The organism is Bradyrhizobium sp. BR13661, assembly GCF_029892425.1.
Classification (GTDB): Bacteria; Pseudomonadota; Alphaproteobacteria; order Rhizobiales; family Xanthobacteraceae; genus Bradyrhizobium.
In genome coordinates, this window is sequence record NZ_JARXWB010000002.1 from 205,928 (window position 1) to 228,996 (window position 23,069).

Below are 23,069 nucleotides of genomic sequence, written 5' to 3' on the forward strand. Positions count from 1 at the left end.
GCCCTTTCCGTCAAGGCGTCCATCGGATAGCCGTAAAAGACTGGTATTTCCCGCAAGTCCGGATGTACCTGACCCCTGATGAGGACCCCCGGTTGACGTTCACGGTTGCCGCCGACGCCAATGGTATCCTGCCCGACCGCATGATCGCGGCGATGGCGGAAGCGGGCCTCATCCTGCCCGCATACGATTTCGTCGAAAGCCAGATCCAGCCAGCGAGCCTCGATCTGCGTCTCGGCGACATCGCCTATCGCGTGCGCGCGAGCTTCCTGCCCGGTCCCGGCGCCACGGTTGCCGAACGCATCGACCAGTTGAAGCTGCACGAGTTCAGCCTCGCCGACGGCGCGGTGCTGGAGACCAACTGCGTCTACATCGTGCCGCTGCTGGAAAGCCTCGCATTGCCGCCCGAGATCGTGGCTGCGGCCAATCCGAAAAGCTCCACCGGCCGTCTCGACGTCTTCACCCGCGTGATCGCCGACGGTACGCGTCGCTTCGACATGATCGGCGCCGGCTATCACGGTCCGCTCTATGCCGAGATCAGCCCGAAAACGTTTCCTGTGCTGGTGCGCGAAGGCTCGCGCCTGTCGCAGGTGCGCTTCCGCACCGGCGATGCCATCCTCAATGCCGACGAACTCGATAGGCTTCATGCCGCCGAGCGTCTCGTCGACATCGACGATGCCGACCTCGCCGGTGGTGTCGCCGTCTCCGTCGATCTCTCCGGCGAGAAAGTCTCGGGCTTCGTCGGCTACCGCGCCAAGCGCCACACAGGCGTCGTCGATGTCGATCGCCGCTCGGGCTATGCGGTGGAAGATTTCTGGGAGCCGATCTCGGCCCGTCCCGACGGCAGCCTGATCCTCGATCCCGGCGAATTCTACATCCTCGCCTCCAAGGAAGCGGTGCAGGTCCCGCCGGATTACGCCGCGGAGATGGTGCCGTTCGATCCGCTGGTCGGCGAGTTCCGCGTGCACTATGCCGGATTCTTCGATCCCGGCTTCGGCTATGCCGGCGCCGGCGGGCAGGGCGCGCGCGCCGTGCTGGAGGTGCGCTCGCGCGAAGTGCCGTTCATCCTCGAGCACGGCCAGATCGTCGGCCGCCTTGTCTACGAGAAGATGCTGGCGCGCCCCGACGCCATGTACGGTCAGCGCATCGGCTCGAACTACCAGGCGCAGGGCCTGAAGCTCTCGAAACATTTCCGCGTGTAGCAATATTCAGTAGCCCGGATGAGCGCAGCGACATCCGGGATGATATGCCCCCGGTTGCGCCGCTCCATCCGCGATGACACACTCCGGCAAAATAACACGCCGGGAGTGAACATGACCGCCGCAGCAGACGCCGCGCAAGACGCGCAATGGAAACGCTGGCGCGCGGTCGCCGACCTCTACCACGCTTACTTCACCGGCCTCATCCTTACCGTGGTCACCCGGCGCGGCACGGCGGATGCCGCCGAGTTCGTCTTCCATGTATTTCGCCGCCAGCAGCAGGAACGGTTCCTGCCGGGGCTCAAGAAGCTCGGCATCGATCATCTGCCGCCGGCGGTGGCGGCTGCGCAATATCACTACCTCTCCAACTGGATCGGCGGCGTGCACGTCGAATACATGTATGAGAGCGACACCAAGGCCTGGATCCGCTATCCGCCGCCGCGCTGGATCTGGAAGGGCACCGCGATCTGCGGCGTTCCGGGCGAGGTCTCTCGCGCGATGCTGCGCGGCTGGCACGCCAACAACGGTGTTGCACTCGGCGATGTCAGGCTGGGCTTCGTCTGCACCAAGCAGAGCGTCGATGGCCAGGACGGGCTTGAGGGCTATTACCACCAATACGACCATCCGCTCGACCTCGACCAGCGTCTGGTATTCGCGCGGCATCTCGAAGCGCCGCTGTTCGATCCGGACACCGCGCCGGAATTGCCTGTCGCCAGCTGGCCGAAGCCGCGCCTTGAAAAAGCCTATCGCAACTATGCGATGGAATATGTGCGTACGGCGGCACCCGTGATGGTGCAGCTGTTCGGGCCGGAAGATGCCGGCTATCTCCTGCATCTCACCGGCAAGCTGATCGGCATGCAATATTTCGACGAGGTCGCAGCCGCGCTATCGATGACGCGGGGTGGCGCAAGCGAGTTCGCGTCGTTCCTCAACGCGCTGTTCACCGCGCAGGATGATGCGGCCGAGACCTCGCAATCCGAAGGCAGCTTCGAGATCCGCCAGCAGAGCTGGAAGCTGATGGACGACGTCGCCGATTATCACCGTGCCTGCGCCAAGGTGCTGGAGGGGCTGTTTGCGGGGCTGGCTGCGGGATGCGGTCGGCACATCGGTGTGCAACTGCGCCCCACGGCAGGCGGCCGCCCGCCGCTGGCGTGGACCGTCGGGTAATTCCACGACTTGAAATGCGCTGCCGCAGGGCACGCCTGCAGCTAGCGCAGGAGGAATCGGCAATCGCCGTGCTAACAAGTGCCGGCCGCGCCTTTCGCGCGAGCAAATCGATTGACACACCTAAGCATTGCCGCGCCGCGAACGGCGCTTGTGCCCGGGAGAGGAAATGACGGACATCGCCGAGATCCCGGTCGATGAGGAGGAGCGTCCGCTGCCGGCCAAGCGCCCTCTCAAGAGCGCGCTGACCGATGGGCCGATCCTGCGCACGCTGCTGGGGCTCGCCTGGCCGAACGTGGTTGCGCTGTCCGCCGGCACCTGCGTGGTGATCGCGGAAACCTCCTATATCGGGCGTCTCGGCGTCGAAGCGCTGGCCGCGATGGCGCTGGTGTTTCCGACAGTGATCCTGACCATGACGATGTCGGGTGGCGCCATGGGCGGCGCCGTTGCCTCGGCCATCGCGCGTGCGCTCGGCGCCGGCGATCGCGATCGCGCCGGGACGCTCGCCGCGCACGCGCTTCTGATCGGCATCACCTTCGGTCTCGTCTTCATGCTGGGCATGCTGATCTTCGGGCCCCAGGTGCTCACGATGCTCGGCGGCCGCGGCAATGTGCTGGCGCACGCGATTGCCTACACACAGGTGTTCTTCGGCGGTGCCGTGCTGCCCTGGACGCTCAACACCATGGCCGGTGTGCTGCGCGGCACCGGCAATATGCGGCTGCCGTCGTTCCTGATCCTCAACTCCGCGGTCTGGCAGGTCGTGCTTGGCGGCACGCTGGGCCTCGGGCTCGGGCCCGTGCCGCAGCTCGGCATGCGCGGGGTCGCCGCCGGCGCGCTGATCGCGTACTCCATGAACATCTGCGTGATGGGCTGGTATCTGTTCTCCGGCCGCGCGCGCGTCGTGCCGAAACTGCGCCGCATCCAATGGGTGATGTTCTTCGACATCCTCAAGGTCGGCGCCATCGCCTGCTTCTCGCCGCTGCAATCGGTGCTGACGATCTCGATCTTCACCCACATGCTGGCAAAGTTCGGCACCGCGATCCTCGCCGGCTACGGCATCGGTGCGCGCCTCGAATTTCTGCTGACCTCGATCGCGTTCTCGTTCGGCATCGCCTCGGTGCCGATGATCGGCATGGCGGTCGGCGCCGGCCGTATCGCCCGCGCGCGGCGCATTGCCTGGATCGCAGGCGCAAGTGCGTTCGTCGCAGTCGGCGCGCCGGCTTGGCTGGTCGCGCTGTTCCCCGACCTCTGGGTCAACATCTTCACCGACAGCGCCACCGTGCGCGCGACCAGCCATCAATATCTGTCGACGGTGGCGCCGTTCTACGCCTTCATCGGCCTCGCCTCGACGATGTACTTCTCGTCGCAAGGTGCGGCCAAGGTGATCGGCCCGGTGCTGGCGCAGACTGTGCGCCTCGTCTATATCGCGAGCTGCGGCTGGTGGCTGTCGACGCACGATGCCACGGCGCAAAGCTTCTTCTGGCTCGCCGCGAGCTCGATGGTCGTGCTCGGCCTGCTCTCATGCTCCAGCGTCGTGCTGACGCGCTGGGGACCGCGCGAAAACAAGGTCGCGATACGACCGGCGCTGACGAGCTAATGGTGCCGGTGACGCCGGCCTCCGCCGCCGAAATTCATCATGCTCATCATCTGCGGCATCATCGCCATCATCTGGCCGGCCATGGGGCTGTTCATCATGCTCATCATGTCGCCGCCGCCCATGCCCATGCCGCCGAAACCGCCCGGCATCATGCCGCCCATACCACCCATGCCTCCCATCATGCTGCCCATTCCACCACCGCCACTGCCGTCCATCATCGGACCCATGGTCTGCATCAGCGCGGCGAAGCGGCGCTTGCCCATCTTGGCCTTCATCATCTCCAGCATCGGAGCCATCTGGGTCATCATGTCCTGACCCCCGCCTCCACCTCCGCCGCCGAAGCCCGCGAACTGGGCATGCGCCGGCACGTTCGTGATTGAAAACAGCAGCAGCACCGCGGCTGCCTGGCAGATCAGCTTCTTGGCACCTCTCATGACCAGCTCCTCGCGCCATGGCGCTCCACCGGGACGGCAGAGCCAACCGGACGTATCCGTCATGGTTAGAGCTGATGATCCGAATGCTCTGTGAGAAAGGTCACGCTAGTTTATCCGCCGGTCGGCGGAAATGCCTTGTGCATCGCGATCACAGCGGCCTTGGTCTGATCCTGCACGTAAGCTGCAAGCTCGTTCGGCAGCATGTCGATGATCCAGACCAGGCGGCAGTTTGCCTCGCCCTCGGCGATCACTTGCACGGATGCGCTGTAGTGCTTCAGTCGCTCGTTGTTGATCGCGTAGACCAGTCGCTGCCGGGCATCATCGCAATCGACCAGCACTTCGCGCGCGACCGAGCCGTTGGCGAAGGTGACGATACGCGCGTTGCCATCGCGTGAGCACGCGGTGACGAAACCCGGCACCAGCCGCTGATGCAGCGCGCCGAAATCGCGCACCGCGTCCCAGACATCGCGGGCCGGTGCGGGGAGAGGGACGTCGTTGTGGATGGAGGCCATGAAGGTGTCCTTGATTGAGAAGTGCGTAGCGCGGGCGAAAGCTCACGTACAAACCGCCTCGATGTTGTTGCCATCGGGATCAATCAAGAACGCCGCGAAATAGGTTGGGCTGTAATCCTTGCGCGGGCCGGCGCCACCATTGTCGTGGCCGCCGCTCTTCAACCCCTCGCGGTGAAACGCCTTCACGGCATCATGGTCCTTGGCGCGAAACGCGATATGCGCGCCGTCGGCCTCGCGGCCCTTGTTGAGATGCAGCCAGAGCGCCGGCTCGCCCTTCGGTCCGAATCCGGCATAGCCGTCGCCGCTCGCGCACAGGACGTAACCGAGCGGCGCGAGTGCCGCGGTGTAAAACCGCGTGGCGGCGTCGATGTCGGCAACCCGCAATCCGATGTGGTCGTACATGGTGGTCTCCATTGCAAAGCGCACCACGTTGGCGCGCGCCGGAGACGACCCTAGTCAGTTGAGGGCGAGCTGCTCTTGGAGAATCTTGCGCTCGCCTTTCGAGACTTGCCGAAACTTCGTCGGCGACATACCGGCGGCGCGATGAAAGGTGCGGACGAAGTTGGAGAGGTCGCCGAAACCGACGTCATAGGCGATGTCGGTGACCGCGATGTCATCATCTGTCAGCAGTCGCGCCGCGTGCCGCAGCCGCGAGCGCACCAGATATTGATGCGGGGTGACGCCAAGCACGTTGGAGAACAGCCGCAGGAAGTGGAACGGGCTTAAGTCCGCCAGGCGTGCGGCCTGTTCGAGATCGATCCCGACATGCGAATTGTCGTCAATCCACAAGGCGGCCTCGACGGCGCGGCGGCGGTCGCGTGCCGTGGGCGAGGCCGGCTTGCGCGGCTTGCCCGAAACGACATCGACAAAACGGCCGGCGAGAATCTGGCCGACTTCGTCAAGACCAAGATCGCTATCGCCATCTACCGCCGTCTGGGCGAGCTCGCCCAGCACCATCAGCTCGGGCAGCGGCGGCGTGGCGCCGACCTGCCAGGTCTCGCGCCGTCCGCCCAGCGTCTCGACCAGATCCTCGCTGAAGAAGAATGACAGGCAGACGTCGCCGCAGACATGCTCATGCGTGCAGGTGTATTCGTCACCGGGCGCACCGACCAGCAGCGAGCCCGCCACCAGCTCGAAGAAGCCGGCGCGGCAATGGCAGCCGAAGCTGCCCGAGCGGACATAGGCGATGGAATGACCCGTGCGGCACTCGGCGAATGGCTTGTCGCCCGGTCCCGCGTCGCAGCGAAACTCGGAGACCGTCATCGCGTCTGACGTCAGCAGCGTGGTCGCGTCCATTCCACCTATCTAGGAGGGGGAGCGCGGCGGGGCAACGGGCAGCAACACCTCGAACAGCGTCTTGCTGGCGATCGGGTGGGCGCCTTCCAGCGCCAGCAGCCGTCGCTTGGAGATCACCCCGCCATAGGGCGAGATCCGGTCGGCATAGCTGCCGGCCTCGAGCACCCGGTGGCAAGGCACGATGATCATGTAGGGATTCCTGGAAATCGCCTGCGCCACCGAATGCGCGGCGCCGGAGGCGCCCAGCGCCTTGGCGATCTCGTGATAGGTGCGCGTCTCCCCGCGCGGGATGGTGCAGGTGTATTCGTAGACCCGCCGGTTGAAGGCCGGCACGCCGCCGGCATCGAGGCTGACGTCGGAAAAATCGGGATCGCTGCCCTGCAGCAAGCCCACGATGCCCTCGATCGCGAGCTCGGTGTTGAGCGGCGCCGCCTGCTCGCGCGCCTCCGGATGAAGCTGGAAAATCCGGCGGCGGGTGTCGATCTCCCGCGCCTCGGGCAATTGCACGGCCACCACGCCGGAATTGCTCCAGACGATGCCGCACCGGCCTATGGCCGTGTCAAAGATTGCGTAAGCGCGCCCCACCATGCACAGCCCCACTCAGTGCACGTTTCTCCCCCGACATCAGATCATAACACCGTCACAATTCCGCGCACCTGGAATCTTACCAGGACGTTAACATCCGTCCGGCTGGGGGCGCCAAACCGCTTGGCGCCGGACGCCGTCTCGGCTAATCAGAGCGGGCACGGAGCACGTGCATCTGCGGGCGTAGTTCAATGGTAGAACGGCAGCTTCCCAAGCTGCATACGAGGGTTCGATTCCCTTCGCCCGCTCCAAATTCCTGGAACAGCGAATGACCGACAAGGACGAGAGCGCAGGCTTGGTCGCGATTGCCTGTGACCATGGGGGCTTTGCCCTCAAGGACGCCCTGAAAGCGGCGCTGCCTGATGTGAAGTGGCTCGACCTCGGCACCGATAGTGCCGCCTCCGTCGACTATCCCGACTTCGCCCACAAGCTTGCCGATGCCATCAAGTCCGGGAAGGCCGGGCGCGGCGTTCTGGTCTGCGGATCGGGCATCGGCATTTCCATTGCTGCCAACCGGCATGCACACATCCGTTGCGCGCTCGTGCACGATGTCACCGGCGCGCGGCTGTGCCGCCAGCACAATGACGCGAATGTTCTGGCGCTGGGCGGACGGACGACCGGCGACGTGGTCGCGAAAGAATGCGTCGAAGCATTCCTCAACACCGCCTTCGAAGGCGGTCGCCATCAGAAGCGCATCGACAAGCTGAGTTCCTGCTAGGTCCCATTCAGCTCGGCAAGCTCCTCAGGAATTCGACAATCGCCGTGTTCACCTCCTGCGGCCGCTCCTGCTGCGTCCAGTGTCCGCAGCCCGGCAGCATCTTGATCTCGCGCAGCTGCGGCACCCATTGCTTCATGTTGGCGAGATGCTCGGCCGCGCCGGGAAAGGCGATGACCATGTCGAGGTCACCTGCGACGAACAGCGTGGGCACGGTTACCTTCACGCCCTCGAACGCGCCCATCAGCTCCCAGTTGCGGTCGATGTTGCGATAGTAGTTGAGCGGCCCGCGAAACCCGCTGCGGGCGAATTCGGCGGCGTAATAATCGAGGTCGGCGGCGCTGAGCCATGACGGCAGCGGCACCTGCATCTTTGGCAGCATGCCGTCCTTGCGCGAGACCATGCCGACGCCCTTGGACGGCTGTCCGCTCGCGGCCGCCATGGCACGAATGGCTGTGACGCCATCGCCGGAGCCGCCGAACAGCATGGCGGCAAGCGTCTTGCGCGGGTCCGCCTCGAACTCCGCTTCGGCGACGCCAGGCTCCTGAAAGTACAGTTGATAGAACTGGGCTTCCTCGGTCCGCGGCATGACGCTGGTCGGCCGTACCTCGCTGCGCGGGCGATAAGGCACGCTGAGAATGGCAGCGGCGCGAAAACGGTCGGGGCGCAGCCGCGCCGCGTGCCAGGCGATCCCCGCACCCCAGTCATGGCCGACGATGATGGCGCTCTTTGCTTCGAACGCATCGAGCACGCCGATGAGATCGCCGATCATATGGAAGATCGTGTACTGGTCGATCGCCTCGGGCTTGTCACTCTTGCCGTAGCCGCGCATGTCGGGCGCGACGGCCTGATAGCCGGCCGCGGCCAGCGCCTCGAGCTGGTGACGCCAGGAGTACCAACTCTCCGGAAAGCCGTGGCAGAGCAGCACCATCGGACCCTCGCCCTGTTCGGCGACGTTGAGGCTGATGCCGTTGGCCTTGATCGTCCGCTGCGTCGGTCCGCTCATGTCATCGCCTCCACGGTGCATTGTCGTTAGGTGCATCCTAAACGTTGCTCACCGGCGCGCAAACATTCCAATATATTAGCCTCTCGCCCCCGGCACGCACCGCTTCTCCGTCCTAAGCTTCTCCCGTCCGGCGGATGCGGTCCAGGTGCCGGGCGATGTTCGGAGTGAGGCCATGGACCAGCAACAACTCGACAGGGCGATCGGTCGCCGCTTGAAGACCCTGAGGACGCAGGCCGGCATGACGTTAAATGAACTGGCAGCGCGATCCGGCGTCAGCCGGGCCATGATCGGGCGGGTCGAGCGGGCGCAGAGCAGCGCCACCGCAGCGCTGCTCAACAAGCTCTGCGCGGCGCTCGATGTCTCGCTAAGTGACGTCGTCGCGCTTTCGGAGAAGCCGCCGGAGCGGCTGACGCGGCTCGCCGACCAGCCGCAATGGCGCGACCCCGATAGCGGCTACCGGCGGCGCCATGCCTCGCCGGTCGATGCGGCAAGCGGCATCGAGATCATCGTCGTCGACATGCCGGCCGGTGCGCGGGTGCCCTACAGCCCCTGGGGCCGCAACGCCTTTACCCAGCAACTCCTGATGCTGGAGGGGGCAGTCTGCGTGCATATCGACGCCAAGACGGTGCGCCTGCGCGAAGGCGACTGCCTCGACTTCGACGTCATGCGCGCCGTGACCTTCGAGAACGAAACCAAACAGGATGCCCGCTACGTCATCATCACGCGGCGCGGCACCTCTTACGGGAAAATATGATGTCGCTGATCGTGCGGGACGCAACGCTCGAGGATGCCGGGGACATCCTCGCCATCTACAATTTCGCCGCGATCAACACCACGGCGGTCTGGACCGACGGGCCGGCCGATCTGGACTCGCGGCGTGAATGGGTCCGCGCACGGCAGCAAGCGGGTTATCCCGTGCTGGTCGCGATGAAGGCCCGGGACGTCGTCGGCTTCGCCTCGTTCGGCGATTTCCGTCCCTTCCCCGGCTATCGCCACACCGTGGAGAATTCCGTCTATGTCGACGAGCGGCATCATCGCGCAGGCATCGGCCGCAGCCTGCTGGCTACGCTGATCGAACGAGCCGCGGCGCTCAACAAGCACGCCATGATCGCCGGGATCGAGGCCCTCAATGCCGGCTCGATCGGCCTGCACGCCTCGCTCGGCTTTGTCGAGGTCGCCCGCATGCCGGAGGTCGGCTGCAAGTTCGGCCGCTGGCTCGATCTTGTCTTCATGCAGAAGACGCTTGCAAGCCAAGTGAAACCTTGACGCGAAACCTTGACGTGAAACCTTGACGTGAAACCTTGACGTGAAACCTTGACGTGAGGCCATGACGATGCAGATCCGCACCGGCGACACCTTCGATCCGCGCGTCGTCGCGCTGCTCGACCACCACGTCACGGCGGCGCGGGCGCAGACCGCTCCGGGCAGCGCGCATGCGCTCGATCTCGCAGGCCTTCGCGCTAGCGACGTCGCGTTCTGGACCGGCTGGGACGGCGAGACGCTGGTTGCGACCGGCGCGCTGAAGATGCTTTCCGCCGGGCTCGGCGAGGTGAAGTCGATGCACACGCTGCAGACGACACGCCGGCGCGGCTTTGGTGGCCTGATGCTCCGCCACATCATCGCAGAGGCGCGCAAGCGTGACATGACGCGGCTCAGCCTCGAGACCGGCTCCTGGGATTATTTCAAGCCGGCGCACGCGCTCTACCGGGCCCACGGCTTCGTGCCCTGCGCCCCGTTCGAGGGCTATGTCGAGGACCCCAACAGCCTTTTCCTGACGCTCGATCTGACAGGCGGTTAGGGCAGAGTGCAATGCAACCGCGGCTCGAAAATATAGCCGGGCCCCTCAAAATGAGTTGCGTACCTCAAAACGCCTCTGCTAGCCTTCAGGGATGGCCCAAGAGACTTCCGAAGGTTTGATCGCCTCCGCTGCGCTGACGCTGAAAGACATCGCCCGCGAGGCCGGCGTAAGTCTCGCAACGGTCGATCGCGTCCTGCATAACCGTCCCGGCGTGCGGCCGGCGACGGTGCGGCGCGTCCAGGAGATCATCGCGCGCAACGCCTTCCAGCCGCATGTGGCCGCCGCCGAGCTCGCCCGCGGCCGCGCCCGCCGCTTCGCCTTCGTGATGCCGACGGGGGCAAACCCGTTCATGCAGCAGATCGAGGCCTATCTCGGCGAGATGTCGGCGTGGCTCTCGGCCCGCCGTCTCAATGTCGAGCTGATCAATACGGATGTGTTCGATCCCTCCGTGCTCGCAGCCTCGCTCGAGGCGTTGTCGGGCGAATATGACGGCGTTGCCGTGGTGGCGCTGGATCACCCGGCCGTGCGCGCCGCCATCAACGACCTCGTCGATGGTGGCACCAAGGTCGTGACGCTGGTGTCCGACGTGCCGTCGTCGCGCCGTCACCATTATGTCGGCATCGACAACATCGCCGCGGGTCGTACGGCCGGCGCGCTGGTTGGGCGTCTGGTCGGCCAAAAGCCCGGCCGGATCGCCATCATCGCGGGATCGCAAGGCCTGCGCGACCACGCCGAGCGTATTTTTGGCTTCAATCAGGTGATGGGGTCGGAATTTTCGCACCTCGACATCCTGCCACTGCTCGAGGGGCGCGACGACGATGATCGCTCCGAGCAGCTGATATCGCGGTTGCTCGGCAAGCATCCCGACATCGTCGGCCTCTACAATGTCGGCGCCGGCACGCAAGGCGTAGCCAACGCCTTGACCGAGGCGGGGCGTGGCAAGGAGATCGTATTCGTCGCCCACGATCTCACGGCGATGACGCGACGACTGTTGCTGCAGGGCACGCTGGATGTCGCGATCTCGCAGAACCCGGGGCACGAGGCGCGCGCCGCCGTGCGCGTGCTGCTGTCGCTTGCGCGCAACGAGCCGATCTTGAGTGAACAGGAGAAGATCCGCATCGACATCCTGATGCGGGACAATCTGCCGTAGCCGAAAGGCGCGGCGCCAGGCTTTTTAATGAGACCGATTGCCGGAAGCGCGACGTCAGATCGCGCGCAGCAACAGGGAAGGGGAGGACGGACTTGTATCTCGGAATCGACATCGGCACGTCTGGTGTGAAAGCGGTGCTCGTGAACGAGGCTGGCGCGGTGGTCGCGACGGCCGCGCGCGAGCTTGCGCTGTCGCATCCGCAGCCGCTGTGGTCCGAGCAGGACCCGGATTCGTGGGTCGAGGCCGCGACCGGCGCCGTCGATGATCTCGCTGCCGCGCATCCGCGTGATGTCGCCGGCGTGCGCGGCATCGGTCTCTCCGGCCAGATGCACGGAGCGACGTTGCTCGGTGACGACGGCCGTCCGCTGCGCCCGGCGATCCTCTGGAATGACGGCAGGTCTCATGTCGAATGCGAGCGGCTCGAGCGTCGATGCCCGTCGCTGCATGCGATCGCCGGCAATCTCGCGATGCCGGGATTCACCGCGCCAAAACTGCTCTGGGTCGCCGGGCATGAACCGCACATTTTCGAGCGCGTCGCAAAGGTGCTGCTGCCAAAGGCCTATGTCCGCTACCGCCTGACCGGCGAGATGGTCGAGGACATGTCGGATGCCGCCGGAACGCTCTGGCTCGACGTCGGCCAGCGCCGCTGGTCGGCCCTGCTGCTCCACGCCACCGGGCTCGATCTGCACCATATGCCACGCCTGGTCGAGGGCAGCGAGGCGAGCGCAACGCTTGCGGGCGAGTTCGCGCAACGCTGGGGAATGGCGAAGAACGTGGTCGTAGCCGGCGGCGCCGGCGACAACGCGGCGAGCGCGATCGGGTTAGGGGCGATCGCGCCTGGCGATGCCTTCCTGTCGCTCGGCACCTCCGGCGTCATCTTCCGCGTCACCGACAATTTTGCGCCGGCGCCGGCCTCGGCCGTGCACGCCTTCTGTCATGCGTTGCCCGGCCTCTGGCACCAGATGGGCGTGATGCTTTCGGCCGCCGCGTCGCTCGCGTGGCTCTCCAGCGTGATGGCGACGCCGGCAGCGTCGCTGCTCGCGCCGCTCGGCGACATCGTGGCCGGACCAGGCTCGGTGAAGTTTCTCCCTTATCTCGATGGCGAGCGCACGCCCCATAACGATGCGGCCGCAGCCGGCGCCTTCGTCGGCTTGCGCGGCGCCACCGGGCGCGACGCCATGGTGCAGGCCGTGCTCGAAGGTGTTGCCTTTGCCGCACGCGATAATCTTGCGGCGCTCGCCAGTGCCAGCTCGGCCATCCCGGAAGTCGACCTTGTCGGCGGCGGCTCGCGCTCGGCGCTCTGGGCGCAGATCTGCGCCGACGTGCTCGGCATTCCCGTGCACCGCGTCGAGGAGGGCGAGGTCGGCGCCGCGCTCGGCGCTGCCAGGCTCGGCCGGCTCGCCGTCACCGGCGAACATCCCGCGCAAGTCTGCACGCGTCCGCGGCGCCTTGCGACATTCACCCCAAACCCGTCGCGCACTGCGGCCTATGACGAGGCCTATCAGCAGTGGCGCAAGCTCTATCCCGCGCTGAAGGAGTTTTCCCTGTGAACGCGTTACCCAAATTCTTCGGCGCCGCCGACCCGGTCGCCTATGGCGGCACGGACGCCAAGAACCCCCTGGCCTTCCGCTGGTATGACAAGGACCGCGTCGTGCGCGGCAAGCGGCTCGAGGATCATCTGCGCTTTGCGGTCTGCTACTGGCATTCGTTCTGCTGGCCCGGCGGCGATCCCTTCGGCGGCGAGACATTCCTGCGCCCGTGGCATCATGGCTCCGACGCCATGGCGATGGCGCGCGCCAAGGCCGACATCGCCTTCGAGCTGTTTCGTTTGCTCGACGTGCCCTTCTTCACGTTCCACGATGTCGATGCCGCGCCGGAAGGCGCGACGCTTGCCGAATCCGTCGCCAACCTCAATGCGATCGGCGACATCTTCGAGACAAAGATGGCTTCGGCGAAGGTGCGGCTGCTGTGGGGCACGGCGAACCTGTTCACGCATCGCCGCTACATGGCGGGAGCGGCGACCAATCCCGATCCTGACATCTTCACCTATGCCGCCGGCCAGGTCCGGGCTGCGCTCGAGGTGACGAACCGGCTCGGCGGACAGAACTATGTGCTGTGGGGCGGCCGCGAAGGCTACGAGACCCTGCTCAACACCGATCTCAAGCGCGAGCTCGACCAGCTCGGCCGCTTCGTCTCGCTCGTCGTCGAGCACAAGCACAAGATCGGCTTCAAGGGCCCGCTCCTGATCGAGCCCAAGCCGAAGGAGCCGACCAAGCACCAATATGATTTCGACGTCGCCACCTGCTACGGCTTCCTGCAACGTTACGACCTGCTCGAGGACGTCAAGCTCAACATCGAGCAGAACCATGCCATCCTCGCCGGCCATTCCTTCCAGCACGAGGTGGCGCTGGCCCAGGCGCTCGGCGTGTTCGGCTCGCTCGACATCAACAGAGGCGATGATCTGCTCGGTTGGGACACCGACCAGTTCGCCATGAACGTGGGCGAGCTGGCACTGGTGTTCCACGACATGATCAAGGCAGGCGGCTTCTCCACCGGCGGTCTCAATTTCGATGCCAAGATCAGGCGCCAGTCGATCGACCCCGACGATCTCATCCACGCCCATGTCGGCTCGATGGATGCCTGCGCACGGGCGCTGCTCGCAGCAGCCGACATGCTCGACGCGGAGGCGCTGACCGGGCCGCTCACTGAGCGCTATGCCGGATGGGACAATAGCGAGGGGCAGGCGATCATGGCAGGCAAACGTTCGCTCGCCGAACTCTCCGATCGCGCGCTTGCTTCCGGCTTCGATCCGCAGCCGCGGTCGGGCCGCCAGGAATATCTCGAATCTCTCGTCAACCGGTACGTCTGAGCGAGGCCGAGCATGACAACGACGCAAGCAAACGGCCAGCCGGTTCTGGAATTGACGGGCATCGGCAAGGAGTTCGGCGCGATCCGCGCGCTGCATGACGTCGACTTGCAGGTGCGGCCCGGCGAAGTAGTCGGCCTGATGGGCGACAACGGCGCCGGCAAGTCGACGCTGGTCAAGATCATCGCCGGAAATTTTCGTCCCACCCATGGCGAGATCCGCTTTGACGGCAACGCCGTCCATTTCAATCGGCCCATTGACGCTCGCGCGGTCGGGATCGAAGTCGTCTATCAGGACCTCGCGCTCGCCGACAATCTGACGGCAGCGGCGAACGTCTTCCTCGGCCGCGAGCTCAAGCGCAAATACGGCCCGATCGCGCTGCTCGATCACAAGGCGATGGCATCGCGCGCGCTGGAGCTGTTCGGCGAATTGCGCTCGGAAACCCGGCCGCATGATCTGGTCAAGCAGATGTCCGGCGGCCAGCGCCAGGCTGTGGCGATCGCGCGCACGCGACTGTCCAACGCCAAGCTCGTGATGATGGACGAGCCGACGGCGGCGATCTCCGTACGCCAGGTCGAGCAGGTGCTGAGCCTGATCCACCGTCTGAAGGAGCAGGGCGTCGCCGTGATGCTGATCTCCCACCGCATGCCCGACGTGTTCGCGGTGTGCGACCGCGTGATCGTCATGCGCCGCGGTGAGAAGCGCGCCGACAAGCCGATCCACGAGACGTCCCCCGAGGAAGTCACCGCCCTCATCACCGGCGCGAAGGAGGCGGCGTAATGTCCGTACCCATGGAAACCCCGATCTCCTTCACCAATGTCGGCCGCTCGAAATGGTGGCAGCGTGGCATCTTTGCCTCGCAGACCGGCTACGTCCTGCTGGCGCTCGTGGTGCTGATGATCGTGATGCATTTTGCCAGCCCCTATTTCTTCACTGAAGGCAACATGCAGAACGTGGCGAAGAACTTTTCCTTCATCGCCATTGCCACGCTCGGAATCACCTTCGTCATCATCACCGGCGGCATCGATCTCTCGGTCGGCTCGATGATGTGCTTCTCCGCGATGATCACCTCGATGGTGATGGTCGAGCTGTCGGCGCCGGGATCGCCTTTCGTGCATATGGCCGCCGATGGCAAGACGGTCGTCGCCAATGTGCCCGGGTTGATCCTTCTGATCTCGATACTCGCAGGGCTGTTCACCGCGTTTGTCGTCGGGCTCGTCAACGGCTTCTGCATTGCGATGCTCGGGCTGTCGCCCTTCGTCACCACGCTCGGCATGCTTTCGATCGTGCGCGGGCTCGCCTATGTCGTCTCGAACGGCCGCGGCAGCTTCCCGGGCGGGCCCGATGCCGAGTATTTCTACGCGCTGACCTCGGGCGACGTGCTCGGCGTGCCTGCGCCCTTCATCTATCTGCTGATACTCGCGGCCGTGATGGCGGTCGTGCTGCATCACACGAGTTTCGGTCGCCACGTCTTTGCGCTCGGCGGCAACGAGAAGGCGGCCGAGCTGACCGGCATCCCGGTCGTGCGCGTGAAGATCGAAGTCTATGTGATCTGCGCGCTCGCCGCAGGGCTGCAAGGCATCATCATCTCGGGTTGGCTCGGATCCGCGCCTGCCAATATGGCGACGTCCTACGAGCTCAACGTCATTGCGGCCGCAGTCATCGGCGGCGCCAACCTCGCCGGCGGCCTTGGTGGTCCCCTGGGCGCCATCGTCGGCTGCGTGCTGCTGGAGGTGATCCGCAACGGCCTCGTGCTCGCGCAGGTCAACTCCTACTGGCAGCAGACGCTGGTGGGCGTGATCATCATCCTTGCCGTGCTGGTCGACCGCATCCGCTCGCGCATGACTTAACGAGTTACTCCGGCAGGACAACGAAAGATCGTCTATCCGCCTGCCGGAGCATCACATCACAAATGGATAGGCATCAAAGTGTGGAGGGAAAGCATGAAGAAGCTTCTGTTGGCTGGCGTGACCATCGCGATGATGGCGACCCCGGCATTTGCCCAGACCTACAAGTTCGCCGTCGTTCCCAAGGCGATGAACAATCCGTTCTTCGACGTGGCGCGTGACGGCTGCCTGAAGCGCGCCAAGGAGCTCGGCAATGTCGAGTGCATCTACAAGGGACCCATCGAGCACGAGCCGGCGACGCAGGCGCAGATCATCCAGGACTTCATCACCCAGAAGGTGGATGGGCTCGCCATCTCGGTCGCCGACGTCGCGGCGATGACCAAGTCGATCGACGCAGCGGCTGCGGCCGGCATCCCTGTCATCACGTTTGACGCGGATGCGCCGGGCTCCAAGCGGCAAGCCTATATCGGCACCAACAACAAGGACTTCGGCCTCGCGCTCGGCAAGCAGCTGCTCCAGCTGCGCCCCGAGGGCGGCAAATACGCCATGGTCTCCGGCGGCCCGGGTGCGAAGAACCTTGCCGAGCGTGTCGATGGTGTCCGCGAAGCGCTCAAGGGCTCCAAATGGGTCGAGGTCCAGGGTTCGCCGACCTTCTGCAACGACGATTCCGCGCTTGCGGTTCAGCAGATGGCGGACCTCCGTACGGCGACGCCCGATCTCGCGGCGATCGTGCCGGTCGGCGGCTGGCCGATGTTCGCGCCCGAGGGCTACAAGGCCTTTGTCAACAAGAACAAGAAGGATATCGACGCCGGCAAGTTTACGCTCGTCGTCGCCGATACGCTGAAGATGCAGCTCGAACTGCTGCGCGACGGCTACTCCAACGCGCTCACCGGCCAGCGTCCGTTCGAAATGGGCGAGAAGTCGATGGACACGTTGCTCGCCATCAAGAAGGGCCAGAAGGTTCCGGAGGTGATCTACACCGGTCTCGACCTGGTGACGAAGGACAACGTCGCCCAGCTCCTGAAGTAGGAACATTACCAGCCCAACGTTCCTGCGTTACACTCCCTCTCCCGCGCTCGCGGGGGAGGGAGTGCTACTTTTGCGGATTGGAAGGACATTGCAATGAAGCGTGCGCAGTTGGCTAAAGGCCTCGACGTCACCACAATCGGCCTTGGCTCCGCGCCGCTCGGCGGCCTGTTTTCGGGGGTCAGCGATGCGGACGCGGAAGCCACCGTCGCGAAGGCCTGGTCGCTGGGTATCCGCTTCTTCGATACCGCGCCGCTCTACGGCTTTGGTCTCGCCGAGCGCCGTTTGGGTGCCTTCCTGCGGCAACAGCCGCGCGAGTCCTATGCGATCTCGACCAAGGTCGGCCGGCTGCTGCGCGCGCCTGGTGGCACGACGGTCGAGGATGATCATTACAAGGACGCGCCCGCGCTGCGGCCGCAATTCGATTTCAGCTATGACGGCGTGATGCGGTCGGTCGAGGAAAGTCTTGACCGCCTCGGGCTCGATCGCGTCGATGTGCTGCTCGTGCACGATCCCGATGATCACTACGACGATGCCGTCAACGGTGCTTTCCGTGCGCTGATGCGGCTGCGCGACGACGGCACGGTTAAGGCGATCGGTTCCGGCATGAACCAGTCGGAGATGCTCACGCGGTTCGCCGAAGCCGTGCCGGTCGATTGCTTCCTGCTCGCCGGCCGCTACACGCTGCTCGACCAGGGCGCGTTGGATGCGCTTTTCCCCATCTGCGCCGCGAAGAACATCGGCATTCTGCTGGGGGGCATCTACAACAGCGGCATCCTGGCCAATCCGCACACCGGTGCGAAGTTCAACTATGAGGACGCCGGCGCGGCGCTCGTGGCGCGCGCGCTCGAGCTCGAGCAACTCTCCCGCAAGCACGGCACCGAGCTGAAGGCCGCGGCTTTTCAGTTCTGCATGGCCCATCCGGCGGTCACGGTCGCCGTGACGGGGGCACGCAACGCCGCAGAAGTCGCCGACAACATCGCGATGTCGGAGCGCGCGGTGCCGCAGGCCTTCTGGCAGGAGCTGCGCGCCAAAAACCTGGTCGACGCACGGGCGCCGCTGCCGGGCGGAGCGTAAGCCATGATGATCGACGCCCACCAGCATTTCTGGGATCCCGCACGCGCCAACTATCCCTGGATGAATGCCCCTGAGCTGACGCCGATCCGCCGCGCCTTCGGCCCTGCCGATCTCGCGCCGCTCTTGAGAGCGAACGGCATCGACGCGAGCATCCTGGTGCAATGCCGTTCCTCGCTCGAGGAGACCGAGGAATTCCTGGCGGTCGCGCATGCCACGCCCACTGTCATTGGCGTCGTCGGCTGGGCTGATCTGACGAACGGCTCGCTCGGCGACACGCTCGATCGCCTGCGCAATTTGCCGGGCGGCACAAAGCTGGTCGGTATCCGCCACCAGGTTCACGACGAGGCCGATCCGGACTGGCTGTTGCGCGCCGATGTCCAGCGCGGATTGGCTGAACTGTTCGCCCGCGACCTCACCTATGATTTCCTCGTCCGCACCCGCGAGCTGCCCGCCGCGATCGCGACCGCAAAGGCCTTTCCACAGGCCCGCTTCGTGCTGGATCACGCCGCAAAGCCGCCGATCGCCGATGGCGGCAGCGTCGAATGGTCCGACCGCATCGCAGCGCTGGCAGCCTGCAGCAATGTCTGGTGCAAGGTCTCGGGCCTCGCCACCGAAGCGAAATGGAACGATTGGGACGCCGAGCTGCTGTTTCCGTATCTCCGGCACGTTGCGAATTGCTTTGGCGAGGATCGCCTGATCTTCGGCTCGGACTGGCCGGTGTGCCTGCTCGCGGGCAGCTACGGCGAAATCAAGCGCGCGCTGGAGGCGTGCCTGGCAAAGCTGGGTCCGAGCGTGCGCGAGAAGGCGCTCGGGGTGAATGCAAAGGCTGCGTATCGGCTGACATAATCGCGGTCGAGGCGCTCCTTTCTTCCTTCTCCCCTTGCGGGAGAAGGTGGCGCGAAGCGCCGGATGAGGGGTTGTCTGCGCAAGTCCAGGACTGCCTATGCGGAGACAGACCCCTCGCCCTAGTGAGTCTGTGTCCACCAGCGGAGCTGCCCTCTCCCGCAGGGGGAGAGGGCACAGTAACGAGCAGCCCCCTCACGCGCCCGCAGGCACCTGATCCAGAAATCCCGTGATGCTCTGGATACGGCCGTCCTTCAGCACGGCGAAATCAGTCCCCTTGATCGGGCTGTCGGCACCATCGGGGCCGAGGCCCCATGAGAAGCGCACATGGTCGCCGTAGCCGTTGGGCTCGCCGATCAGGCTGAACTTGAAATCGGGAAAGCGCTGCTGCACGCCTGCGATCAGTGCATCGATGCCGTCCCGGCCATCGCCCTTCATCAACGGATCGACATAGCTCGCATCCGCCGTCCAGTTTTCGCTCAGCAGTTCGCGCCGGCGGCTTTGCGCGCGCTCGTTCCAGAGATCGATGTAGCGGCGGGCGATGGTGACGTGGTCGGTCATGGGGCTCTCCTTCGATGGCGCCGTGGTTCGGCTGACCGTCACTATCGAAGGTTCGCGCGCGGGGATCGATTACCTCGGAGATCGTGTGTTCGAAAAAAAAGAGCGCGATGATGGCTCATCGCGCTCCCTCGTATGTTGGTGCTGCGAAAATTACTTCGCCGCAGTCACCATGATCTCGACGGTGTATTGTGGCGCGGCCAGCTTGGCTTCGACGGTGGCGCGGGCCGGGGTGTTGCCGGGCGAGACCCAGCCGTCCCACACGGCGTTCATTTCCTGGAACGTCTTCATGTCGGTGATGTAGATCGTGGCCGACAGCAGCTTCGACTTGTCGGTGCCGGCCTTGGCGAGGTGGCCGTCGATGGTCTTCAGGATGTCCTGGGTCTGCTTGGTCACGCTTTCACCGGCCGCGTTGCTGGCGACGACACCGGCGAGATAGACGGTGTTGCCGTGCACGACGACCTGGCTCATGCGCGGGCCGGTTTCAAAACGCTGAATGCTCATTTGCGGGATCTCCTTGAGGGAATGGCGGCCCTGTCTAGCGCAGCACACCTCGCTGTGCCACCCCAGGCACGCATGCGTTGCCAGGCACGCATGCGTTGCCGGGCACGCATGCGATCCTGACGATGCATGCGTGCCTCACGGAAACCGGCTGAAGAACGCCCAGATCGTCTCGGCGCCGTCGATGTCGCCATTCTGCGGGCCCAGCAGGGCGGCGGCAAGTTTCGGGAAGCGGGCATCTGGAAACATGCCGGGCATGCGATGGCCGCCATTGTTGACGCGATAGAGCGCGACATCGTGTCCCGGTGGGCAGCGTGACGAAATCAGCGTCACCGTGGACTGATCGCTGGGATTTTTGTCGGGCAGTTCGGTCACGCCGGCGTCGGTCGCGGCACAGCCATTGAGGTTGCGCCAGAACGCAAGCGTCTTTTCCGTCGACCAATAGCCGTTGGCGGCGAAATAGCTGGTGCCGCGGCCGCCCTCATAGGGGATCAGCGGATCGACCGTGCCGTTCATCATCAGCATCGGCAGCGGCCGCGATGGATGACATGCGGCGGCCGATTCATCGGTCAGGTTCATGATGACGCTGGCGCCCGCCGCGAACAGATCGGCGCGATTGCACACCAGCGTCATGGCCATCGCGCCGCCATTGGAAATGCCGGTGACATAGACGCGCGTCGCGTCCGCCGTGCCGTCCTTGACGAGCTTGTTCACCAGCGCGGCGATGAACGCTATATCGTCGGTGCCCTCGGGCGGGCCGCTGCCGGCGCGCCGTTCGTCGGGCCGTGCATCGGCCCAGGCGTGGTCGAGGCCATCGGGGAAGACCACGGCAAAGTCGTCGCGCTTGGCGATCAGCGGCCATGCCGTCCGCGTCACCATGTCGGCGCCGCTCTGCGTCTTGCCGTGCAGCACGACGACCAGCGGCGCGGGCTTCTTCGGCGCCCGCATCACGATGTAACTGCGATCCGTGCCGTTGAGGTTGATCGTGTCGGCGCGAACAGGCACGGCGGCCAGCAGCGCCACCGCGAACATGGAAACACCGGCCAACCACCGCATGATCTATCCCACTGCCTTTGCCGCGGCGCGCCCCGCGTTGCGGCCCGAGAACAGGCAGCCGCCGAGGAAGGTGCCCTCCAGCGAGCGATAGCCGTGCACGCCGCCGCCGCCGAAGCCTGCGGCCTCGCCGACCGCATAGAGCCCTGGAATGATCTGTCCATCAGTGCCGAACACGCGGGAGTCGAGATCGGTCTCGAAGCCGCCGAGCGTCTTGCGGGTGAGGATGTTGAGCTTGACCGCGATCAGCGGGCCATGTGCGGGATCGAGGATGCGGTGCGGCGAGGCGGTGCGGATCAGTCTGTCGCCGATATAGCGCCGCGCGTTGTGGATGTTCATCACCTGCGCATCCTTCACGTAAGGGTTGGCGATCTCGCGGTCACGCGCCTCGATCTGCATCTTGATCGCGTCGAGCTTGAGCAGATCATTGCCGGCGAGCTTGTTCATGGCGGCAACGAGGTCCGCGATCTTGTCGCGCACGATGAAGTCGACACCATGGCTTTTGAACGCCTCCACCGGCGCCGGCGCGCCCTTGTTGGTGGCGCGGCGCAAGGTCATGCGCCAGCTTTTTCCCGTAAGGTCCGGATTCTGCTCGGAGCCCGACAGCGCAAATTCCTTCTTGATGATGGCCTGGGTCAGGATGAACCAGGAATAATCATAGCCTGTCGACATGATGTATTTGAGCTGGCCGAGCGTGTCGGAGCCCGGGAAGAGCGGCGCCGGCAACCGCGTACCCGTTGCGTCGAACCACATCGAGGACGGGCCGGGCAAGATGCGGATGCCGTGGCGCGGCCAGATCGGTGACCAGTTCTGGATACCTTCGACATAGTGCCACATGCGGTCGCGGTTGATCAGCCGCGCGCCGGCTTTTTCCGTGATGCCGATCATGCGGCCGTCGACATGCTCGGGCACGCCGGAGATCATGAACTTTGGCGGCGTACCGAGCCGCTGCGGCCAGTTCGCGCGCACGAGGTCATGGTTGCCGCCGATGCCGCCGGAGGCGACGATCACGGCCTGCGCCTTCAGCGCAAACTCGCCGACGACGTTGCGCGATGATCTCTTGCCACGCTCGACATTGGTGGCTTCGAGAATGGCGCCGCTGACGCCATCCACCACGCCGTTGGTGACGGAGAGCGCATCGACGCGATGGCGGAATTTGAAGATCAGCCGGCCGCTCTTGGCGGCTTCGCGGGCGCGACGCTCGAACGGCTCGACGATGCCGGGGCCGGTGCCCCAGGTGACGTGAAAGCGCGGCACCGAATTGCCGTGGCCCATCGCGTCATAGCCGCCGCGCTCGGCCCAGCCGACCACGGGGAAGATGCGATGACCCATCGCGCGCAGCCAGTCGCGCTTCTCGCTCGCTGCGAACGCGACATACGCTTCGGCCCATTTGCGCGGCCACAAGTCTTCCACGCGGTCGAAGCCGGCGGTGCCGAGCCAGTCCTGCATCGCAAGGTCGAAGGAGTCCTTGATGCCGAGCCGGCGCTGCTCCGGCGAATCAACCAGGAACAATCCGCCGAACGACCAGAACGCTTGGCCGCCGAGCGACTGCTCGCCCTCCTGGTCGATGACGATGACGCGCTTGCCGGCGTCGGCGATTTCGGTCGCCGCCACAAGTCCCGATAGTCCTCCGCCGACGACGATCACGTCCGCCTGGTCTGCCATTGAGTTCCCCCCTGTAGTTGCCCGGAATTGAAGCCAGCTGCCGTCATTGAGATCAAGGGCTTGTCGCGTAAGACCTCGTTAACTTGTTCCACTTTGGGATCGAGTCGGACCTGAGTGCAGCGCGAACGCAACACTGGATTTGAATTTGTTTTGAGCGAGCCGGCCTGCCTAGACAAAACC

25 protein-coding genes and 1 tRNA gene are annotated in these 23,069 nt (G+C 65.0%); 16 read left to right on the plus strand and 10 right to left on the minus strand.

Translation table 11 applies throughout. The annotated features are described in order from the left end of the window. The first annotated feature begins 92 nt into the window (after positions 1 to 92). From M2427_RS04130 to M2427_RS04140, 3 genes are all read left to right on the plus strand, one after another. Positions 93 to 1,199 carry a 2'-deoxycytidine 5'-triphosphate deaminase gene (locus M2427_RS04130; protein ID WP_280704902.1) on the plus strand — a complete coding sequence of 369 codons (1,107 nt, stop codon included), beginning with the start codon at positions 93 to 95 and terminating at the stop codon, positions 1,197 to 1,199. A 111-nt stretch (positions 1,200 to 1,310) separates the two neighbouring features. Next, positions 1,311 to 2,363, plus strand: a complete 1,053-nt coding sequence (locus M2427_RS04135; protein WP_280704903.1) for a hypothetical protein — start codon at positions 1,311 to 1,313, stop codon at positions 2,361 to 2,363. Between the two features lie 166 nt (positions 2,364 to 2,529). Then, the gene (locus M2427_RS04140) at positions 2,530 to 3,957 is read left to right on the plus strand and encodes an MATE family efflux transporter (protein ID WP_280704904.1); all 1,428 of its coding nucleotides are present in this window, start codon (positions 2,530 to 2,532) and stop codon (positions 3,955 to 3,957) included. On the opposite strand, the gene M2427_RS04145 is transcribed toward M2427_RS04140, so the two are convergent. The 5 genes from M2427_RS04145 to M2427_RS04165 form a co-directional block, all read right to left on the minus strand. Further along, complete coding sequence (locus M2427_RS04145) at positions 3,954 to 4,391, minus strand: hypothetical protein (protein WP_280704905.1); 438 nt, start codon at positions 4,389 to 4,391, stop codon at positions 3,954 to 3,956. The genes M2427_RS04140 and M2427_RS04145 overlap by 4 nt on opposite strands. Before the next feature lie 110 nt (positions 4,392 to 4,501). Further along, positions 4,502 to 4,903 (minus strand): SRPBCC family protein, encoded by a 402-nt coding sequence (locus M2427_RS04150; protein ID WP_280704906.1) that lies wholly within the window; start codon positions 4,901 to 4,903, stop codon positions 4,502 to 4,504. 42 nt (positions 4,904 to 4,945) lie between these two features. Then, positions 4,946 to 5,305, minus strand: a complete 360-nt coding sequence (locus M2427_RS04155) for a VOC family protein (protein WP_280704907.1) — start codon at positions 5,303 to 5,305, stop codon at positions 4,946 to 4,948. Between the two features lie 54 nt (positions 5,306 to 5,359). After that, the gene (locus M2427_RS04160; protein ID WP_280704908.1) at positions 5,360 to 6,199 is read right to left on the minus strand and encodes an AraC family transcriptional regulator; all 840 of its coding nucleotides are present in this window, start codon (positions 6,197 to 6,199) and stop codon (positions 5,360 to 5,362) included. A gap of 9 nt (positions 6,200 to 6,208) precedes the next feature. Beyond that, positions 6,209 to 6,787 carry a methylated-DNA--[protein]-cysteine S-methyltransferase gene (locus M2427_RS04165; RefSeq protein WP_280704909.1) on the minus strand — a complete coding sequence of 193 codons (579 nt, stop codon included), beginning with the start codon at positions 6,785 to 6,787 and terminating at the stop codon, positions 6,209 to 6,211. 174 nt (positions 6,788 to 6,961) lie between these two features. Between M2427_RS04165 and M2427_RS04170 the strand changes: the two genes are divergently transcribed. Together M2427_RS04170 and rpiB are read left to right on the plus strand one after the other, a co-directional pair. After that, positions 6,962 to 7,035, plus strand: a tRNA-Gly gene (locus M2427_RS04170). 17 nt (positions 7,036 to 7,052) lie between these two features. Beyond that, complete coding sequence (rpiB, locus tag M2427_RS04175) at positions 7,053 to 7,502, plus strand: ribose 5-phosphate isomerase B (RefSeq protein ID WP_280704910.1); 450 nt, start codon at positions 7,053 to 7,055, stop codon at positions 7,500 to 7,502. Between the two features lie 7 nt (positions 7,503 to 7,509). On the opposite strand, the gene M2427_RS04180 is transcribed toward rpiB, so the two are convergent. Beyond that, the gene (locus M2427_RS04180) at positions 7,510 to 8,505 is read right to left on the minus strand and encodes an alpha/beta hydrolase (protein ID WP_280704911.1); all 996 of its coding nucleotides are present in this window, start codon (positions 8,503 to 8,505) and stop codon (positions 7,510 to 7,512) included. Positions 8,506 to 8,677: 172 nt separating this feature from the next. Between M2427_RS04180 and M2427_RS04185 the strand changes: the two genes are divergently transcribed. From M2427_RS04185 to M2427_RS04235, 11 genes are all read left to right on the plus strand, one after another. Beyond that, positions 8,678 to 9,259, plus strand: a complete 582-nt coding sequence (locus M2427_RS04185; RefSeq protein WP_280704912.1) for an XRE family transcriptional regulator — start codon at positions 8,678 to 8,680, stop codon at positions 9,257 to 9,259. Continuing rightward, positions 9,259 to 9,771, plus strand: a complete 513-nt coding sequence (locus tag M2427_RS04190; RefSeq protein WP_280704913.1) for an N-acetyltransferase family protein — start codon at positions 9,259 to 9,261, stop codon at positions 9,769 to 9,771. Before M2427_RS04185 ends, M2427_RS04190 begins: the two co-directional genes overlap by 1 nt. A gap of 67 nt (positions 9,772 to 9,838) precedes the next feature. After that, positions 9,839 to 10,303: a GNAT family N-acetyltransferase gene (locus M2427_RS04195; RefSeq protein WP_280705208.1), complete on the plus strand. Its 465-nt coding sequence runs from the start codon at positions 9,839 to 9,841 to the stop codon at positions 10,301 to 10,303. A gap of 91 nt (positions 10,304 to 10,394) precedes the next feature. Continuing rightward, complete coding sequence (locus tag M2427_RS04200; RefSeq protein WP_280704914.1) at positions 10,395 to 11,453, plus strand: LacI family DNA-binding transcriptional regulator; 1,059 nt, start codon at positions 10,395 to 10,397, stop codon at positions 11,451 to 11,453. Positions 11,454 to 11,545: 92 nt separating this feature from the next. Beyond that, positions 11,546 to 13,003, plus strand: a complete 1,458-nt coding sequence (gene xylB / locus M2427_RS04205; protein WP_280704915.1) for a xylulokinase — start codon at positions 11,546 to 11,548, stop codon at positions 13,001 to 13,003. Continuing rightward, entirely contained in the window at positions 13,000 to 14,322 is a 1,323-nt protein-coding gene (gene xylA, locus M2427_RS04210) for a xylose isomerase (protein WP_280704916.1), read from the plus strand. Before xylB ends, xylA begins: the two co-directional genes overlap by 4 nt. 12 nt (positions 14,323 to 14,334) lie before the next feature. Then, positions 14,335 to 15,099 carry an ATP-binding cassette domain-containing protein gene (locus tag M2427_RS04215; RefSeq protein WP_280704917.1) on the plus strand — a complete coding sequence of 255 codons (765 nt, stop codon included), beginning with the start codon at positions 14,335 to 14,337 and terminating at the stop codon, positions 15,097 to 15,099. Continuing rightward, the gene (locus M2427_RS04220) at positions 15,099 to 16,169 is read left to right on the plus strand and encodes an ABC transporter permease (protein ID WP_280704918.1); all 1,071 of its coding nucleotides are present in this window, start codon (positions 15,099 to 15,101) and stop codon (positions 16,167 to 16,169) included. The genes M2427_RS04215 and M2427_RS04220 overlap by 1 nt, the downstream gene beginning before the upstream one ends. A gap of 93 nt (positions 16,170 to 16,262) precedes the next feature. Further along, positions 16,263 to 17,195: a sugar-binding protein gene (locus tag M2427_RS04225; RefSeq protein WP_280704919.1), complete on the plus strand. Its 933-nt coding sequence runs from the start codon at positions 16,263 to 16,265 to the stop codon at positions 17,193 to 17,195. Positions 17,196 to 17,288: 93 nt separating this feature from the next. Beyond that, positions 17,289 to 18,269 (plus strand): aldo/keto reductase, encoded by a 981-nt coding sequence (locus tag M2427_RS04230; RefSeq protein WP_280704920.1) that lies wholly within the window; start codon positions 17,289 to 17,291, stop codon positions 18,267 to 18,269. 3 nt (positions 18,270 to 18,272) lie between these two features. Beyond that, a complete protein-coding gene (locus M2427_RS04235; RefSeq protein WP_280704922.1) occupies positions 18,273 to 19,115 on the plus strand; it encodes an amidohydrolase family protein in 843 nt (280 codons plus the stop codon). Between the two features lie 192 nt (positions 19,116 to 19,307). Here M2427_RS04235 and M2427_RS04240 read toward each other — a convergent pair whose 3' ends face one another. The 4 genes from M2427_RS04240 to M2427_RS04255 all read right to left on the minus strand — a co-directional run bounded on the left by M2427_RS04240 (position 19,308) and on the right by M2427_RS04255 (position 22,889). Further along, entirely contained in the window at positions 19,308 to 19,673 is a 366-nt protein-coding gene (locus tag M2427_RS04240; RefSeq protein ID WP_280704923.1) for a nuclear transport factor 2 family protein, read from the minus strand. 150 nt (positions 19,674 to 19,823) lie between these two features. Beyond that, positions 19,824 to 20,174: a RidA family protein gene (locus M2427_RS04245; protein WP_092289080.1), complete on the minus strand. Its 351-nt coding sequence runs from the start codon at positions 20,172 to 20,174 to the stop codon at positions 19,824 to 19,826. 135 nt (positions 20,175 to 20,309) lie between these two features. Further along, the gene (locus M2427_RS04250; RefSeq protein WP_280705209.1) at positions 20,310 to 21,203 is read right to left on the minus strand and encodes a PHB depolymerase family esterase; all 894 of its coding nucleotides are present in this window, start codon (positions 21,201 to 21,203) and stop codon (positions 20,310 to 20,312) included. Positions 21,204 to 21,230: 27 nt separating this feature from the next. Beyond that, positions 21,231 to 22,889: an FAD-binding dehydrogenase gene (locus M2427_RS04255; RefSeq protein ID WP_280704924.1), complete on the minus strand. Its 1,659-nt coding sequence runs from the start codon at positions 22,887 to 22,889 to the stop codon at positions 21,231 to 21,233. Between the last annotated feature and the right edge of the window lie 180 nt (positions 22,890 to 23,069).

Bases quoted from the DNA above. Each gene is read 5' to 3' on its own strand.
- M2427_RS04160 (WP_280704908.1), bottom strand. From the start codon at position 6,199: ATGGACGCGACCACGCTGCTGACGTCAGACGCGATGACGGTCTCCGAG.
- M2427_RS04225 (WP_280704919.1), top strand. From the start codon at position 16,263: ATGAAGAAGCTTCTGTTGGCTGGCGTGACCATCGCGATGATGGCGACC.
- M2427_RS04190 (WP_280704913.1), top strand. From the start codon at position 9,259: ATGTCGCTGATCGTGCGGGACGCAACGCTCGAGGATGCCGGGGACATC.
- M2427_RS04180 (WP_280704911.1), bottom strand. From the start codon at position 8,505: ATGAGCGGACCGACGCAGCGGACGATCAAGGCCAACGGCATCAGCCTC.
- rpiB (WP_280704910.1), top strand. From the start codon at position 7,053: ATGACCGACAAGGACGAGAGCGCAGGCTTGGTCGCGATTGCCTGTGAC.
- M2427_RS04185 (WP_280704912.1), top strand. From the start codon at position 8,678: ATGGACCAGCAACAACTCGACAGGGCGATCGGTCGCCGCTTGAAGACC.
- M2427_RS04235 (WP_280704922.1), top strand. From the start codon at position 18,273: ATGATGATCGACGCCCACCAGCATTTCTGGGATCCCGCACGCGCCAAC.
- M2427_RS04240 (WP_280704923.1), bottom strand. From the start codon at position 19,673: ATGACCGACCACGTCACCATCGCCCGCCGCTACATCGATCTCTGGAAC.
- M2427_RS04145 (WP_280704905.1), bottom strand. From the start codon at position 4,391: ATGAGAGGTGCCAAGAAGCTGATCTGCCAGGCAGCCGCGGTGCTGCTG.
- M2427_RS04140 (WP_280704904.1), top strand. From the start codon at position 2,530: ATGACGGACATCGCCGAGATCCCGGTCGATGAGGAGGAGCGTCCGCTG.
- M2427_RS04215 (WP_280704917.1), top strand. From the start codon at position 14,335: ATGACAACGACGCAAGCAAACGGCCAGCCGGTTCTGGAATTGACGGGC.
- M2427_RS04250 (WP_280705209.1), bottom strand. From the start codon at position 21,203: ATGTTCGCGGTGGCGCTGCTGGCCGCCGTGCCTGTTCGCGCCGACACG.
- M2427_RS04255 (WP_280704924.1), bottom strand. From the start codon at position 22,889: ATGGCAGACCAGGCGGACGTGATCGTCGTCGGCGGAGGACTATCGGGA.
- M2427_RS04245 (WP_092289080.1), bottom strand. From the start codon at position 20,174: ATGAGCATTCAGCGTTTTGAAACCGGCCCGCGCATGAGCCAGGTCGTC.
- M2427_RS04165 (WP_280704909.1), bottom strand. From the start codon at position 6,787: ATGGTGGGGCGCGCTTACGCAATCTTTGACACGGCCATAGGCCGGTGC.
- M2427_RS04230 (WP_280704920.1), top strand. From the start codon at position 17,289: ATGAAGCGTGCGCAGTTGGCTAAAGGCCTCGACGTCACCACAATCGGC.
- M2427_RS04195 (WP_280705208.1), top strand. From the start codon at position 9,839: ATGCAGATCCGCACCGGCGACACCTTCGATCCGCGCGTCGTCGCGCTG.
- M2427_RS04220 (WP_280704918.1), top strand. From the start codon at position 15,099: ATGTCCGTACCCATGGAAACCCCGATCTCCTTCACCAATGTCGGCCGC.
- M2427_RS04150 (WP_280704906.1), bottom strand. From the start codon at position 4,903: ATGGCCTCCATCCACAACGACGTCCCTCTCCCCGCACCGGCCCGCGAT.
- M2427_RS04200 (WP_280704914.1), top strand. From the start codon at position 10,395: ATGGCCCAAGAGACTTCCGAAGGTTTGATCGCCTCCGCTGCGCTGACG.
- M2427_RS04135 (WP_280704903.1), top strand. From the start codon at position 1,311: ATGACCGCCGCAGCAGACGCCGCGCAAGACGCGCAATGGAAACGCTGG.
- M2427_RS04155 (WP_280704907.1), bottom strand. From the start codon at position 5,305: ATGTACGACCACATCGGATTGCGGGTTGCCGACATCGACGCCGCCACG.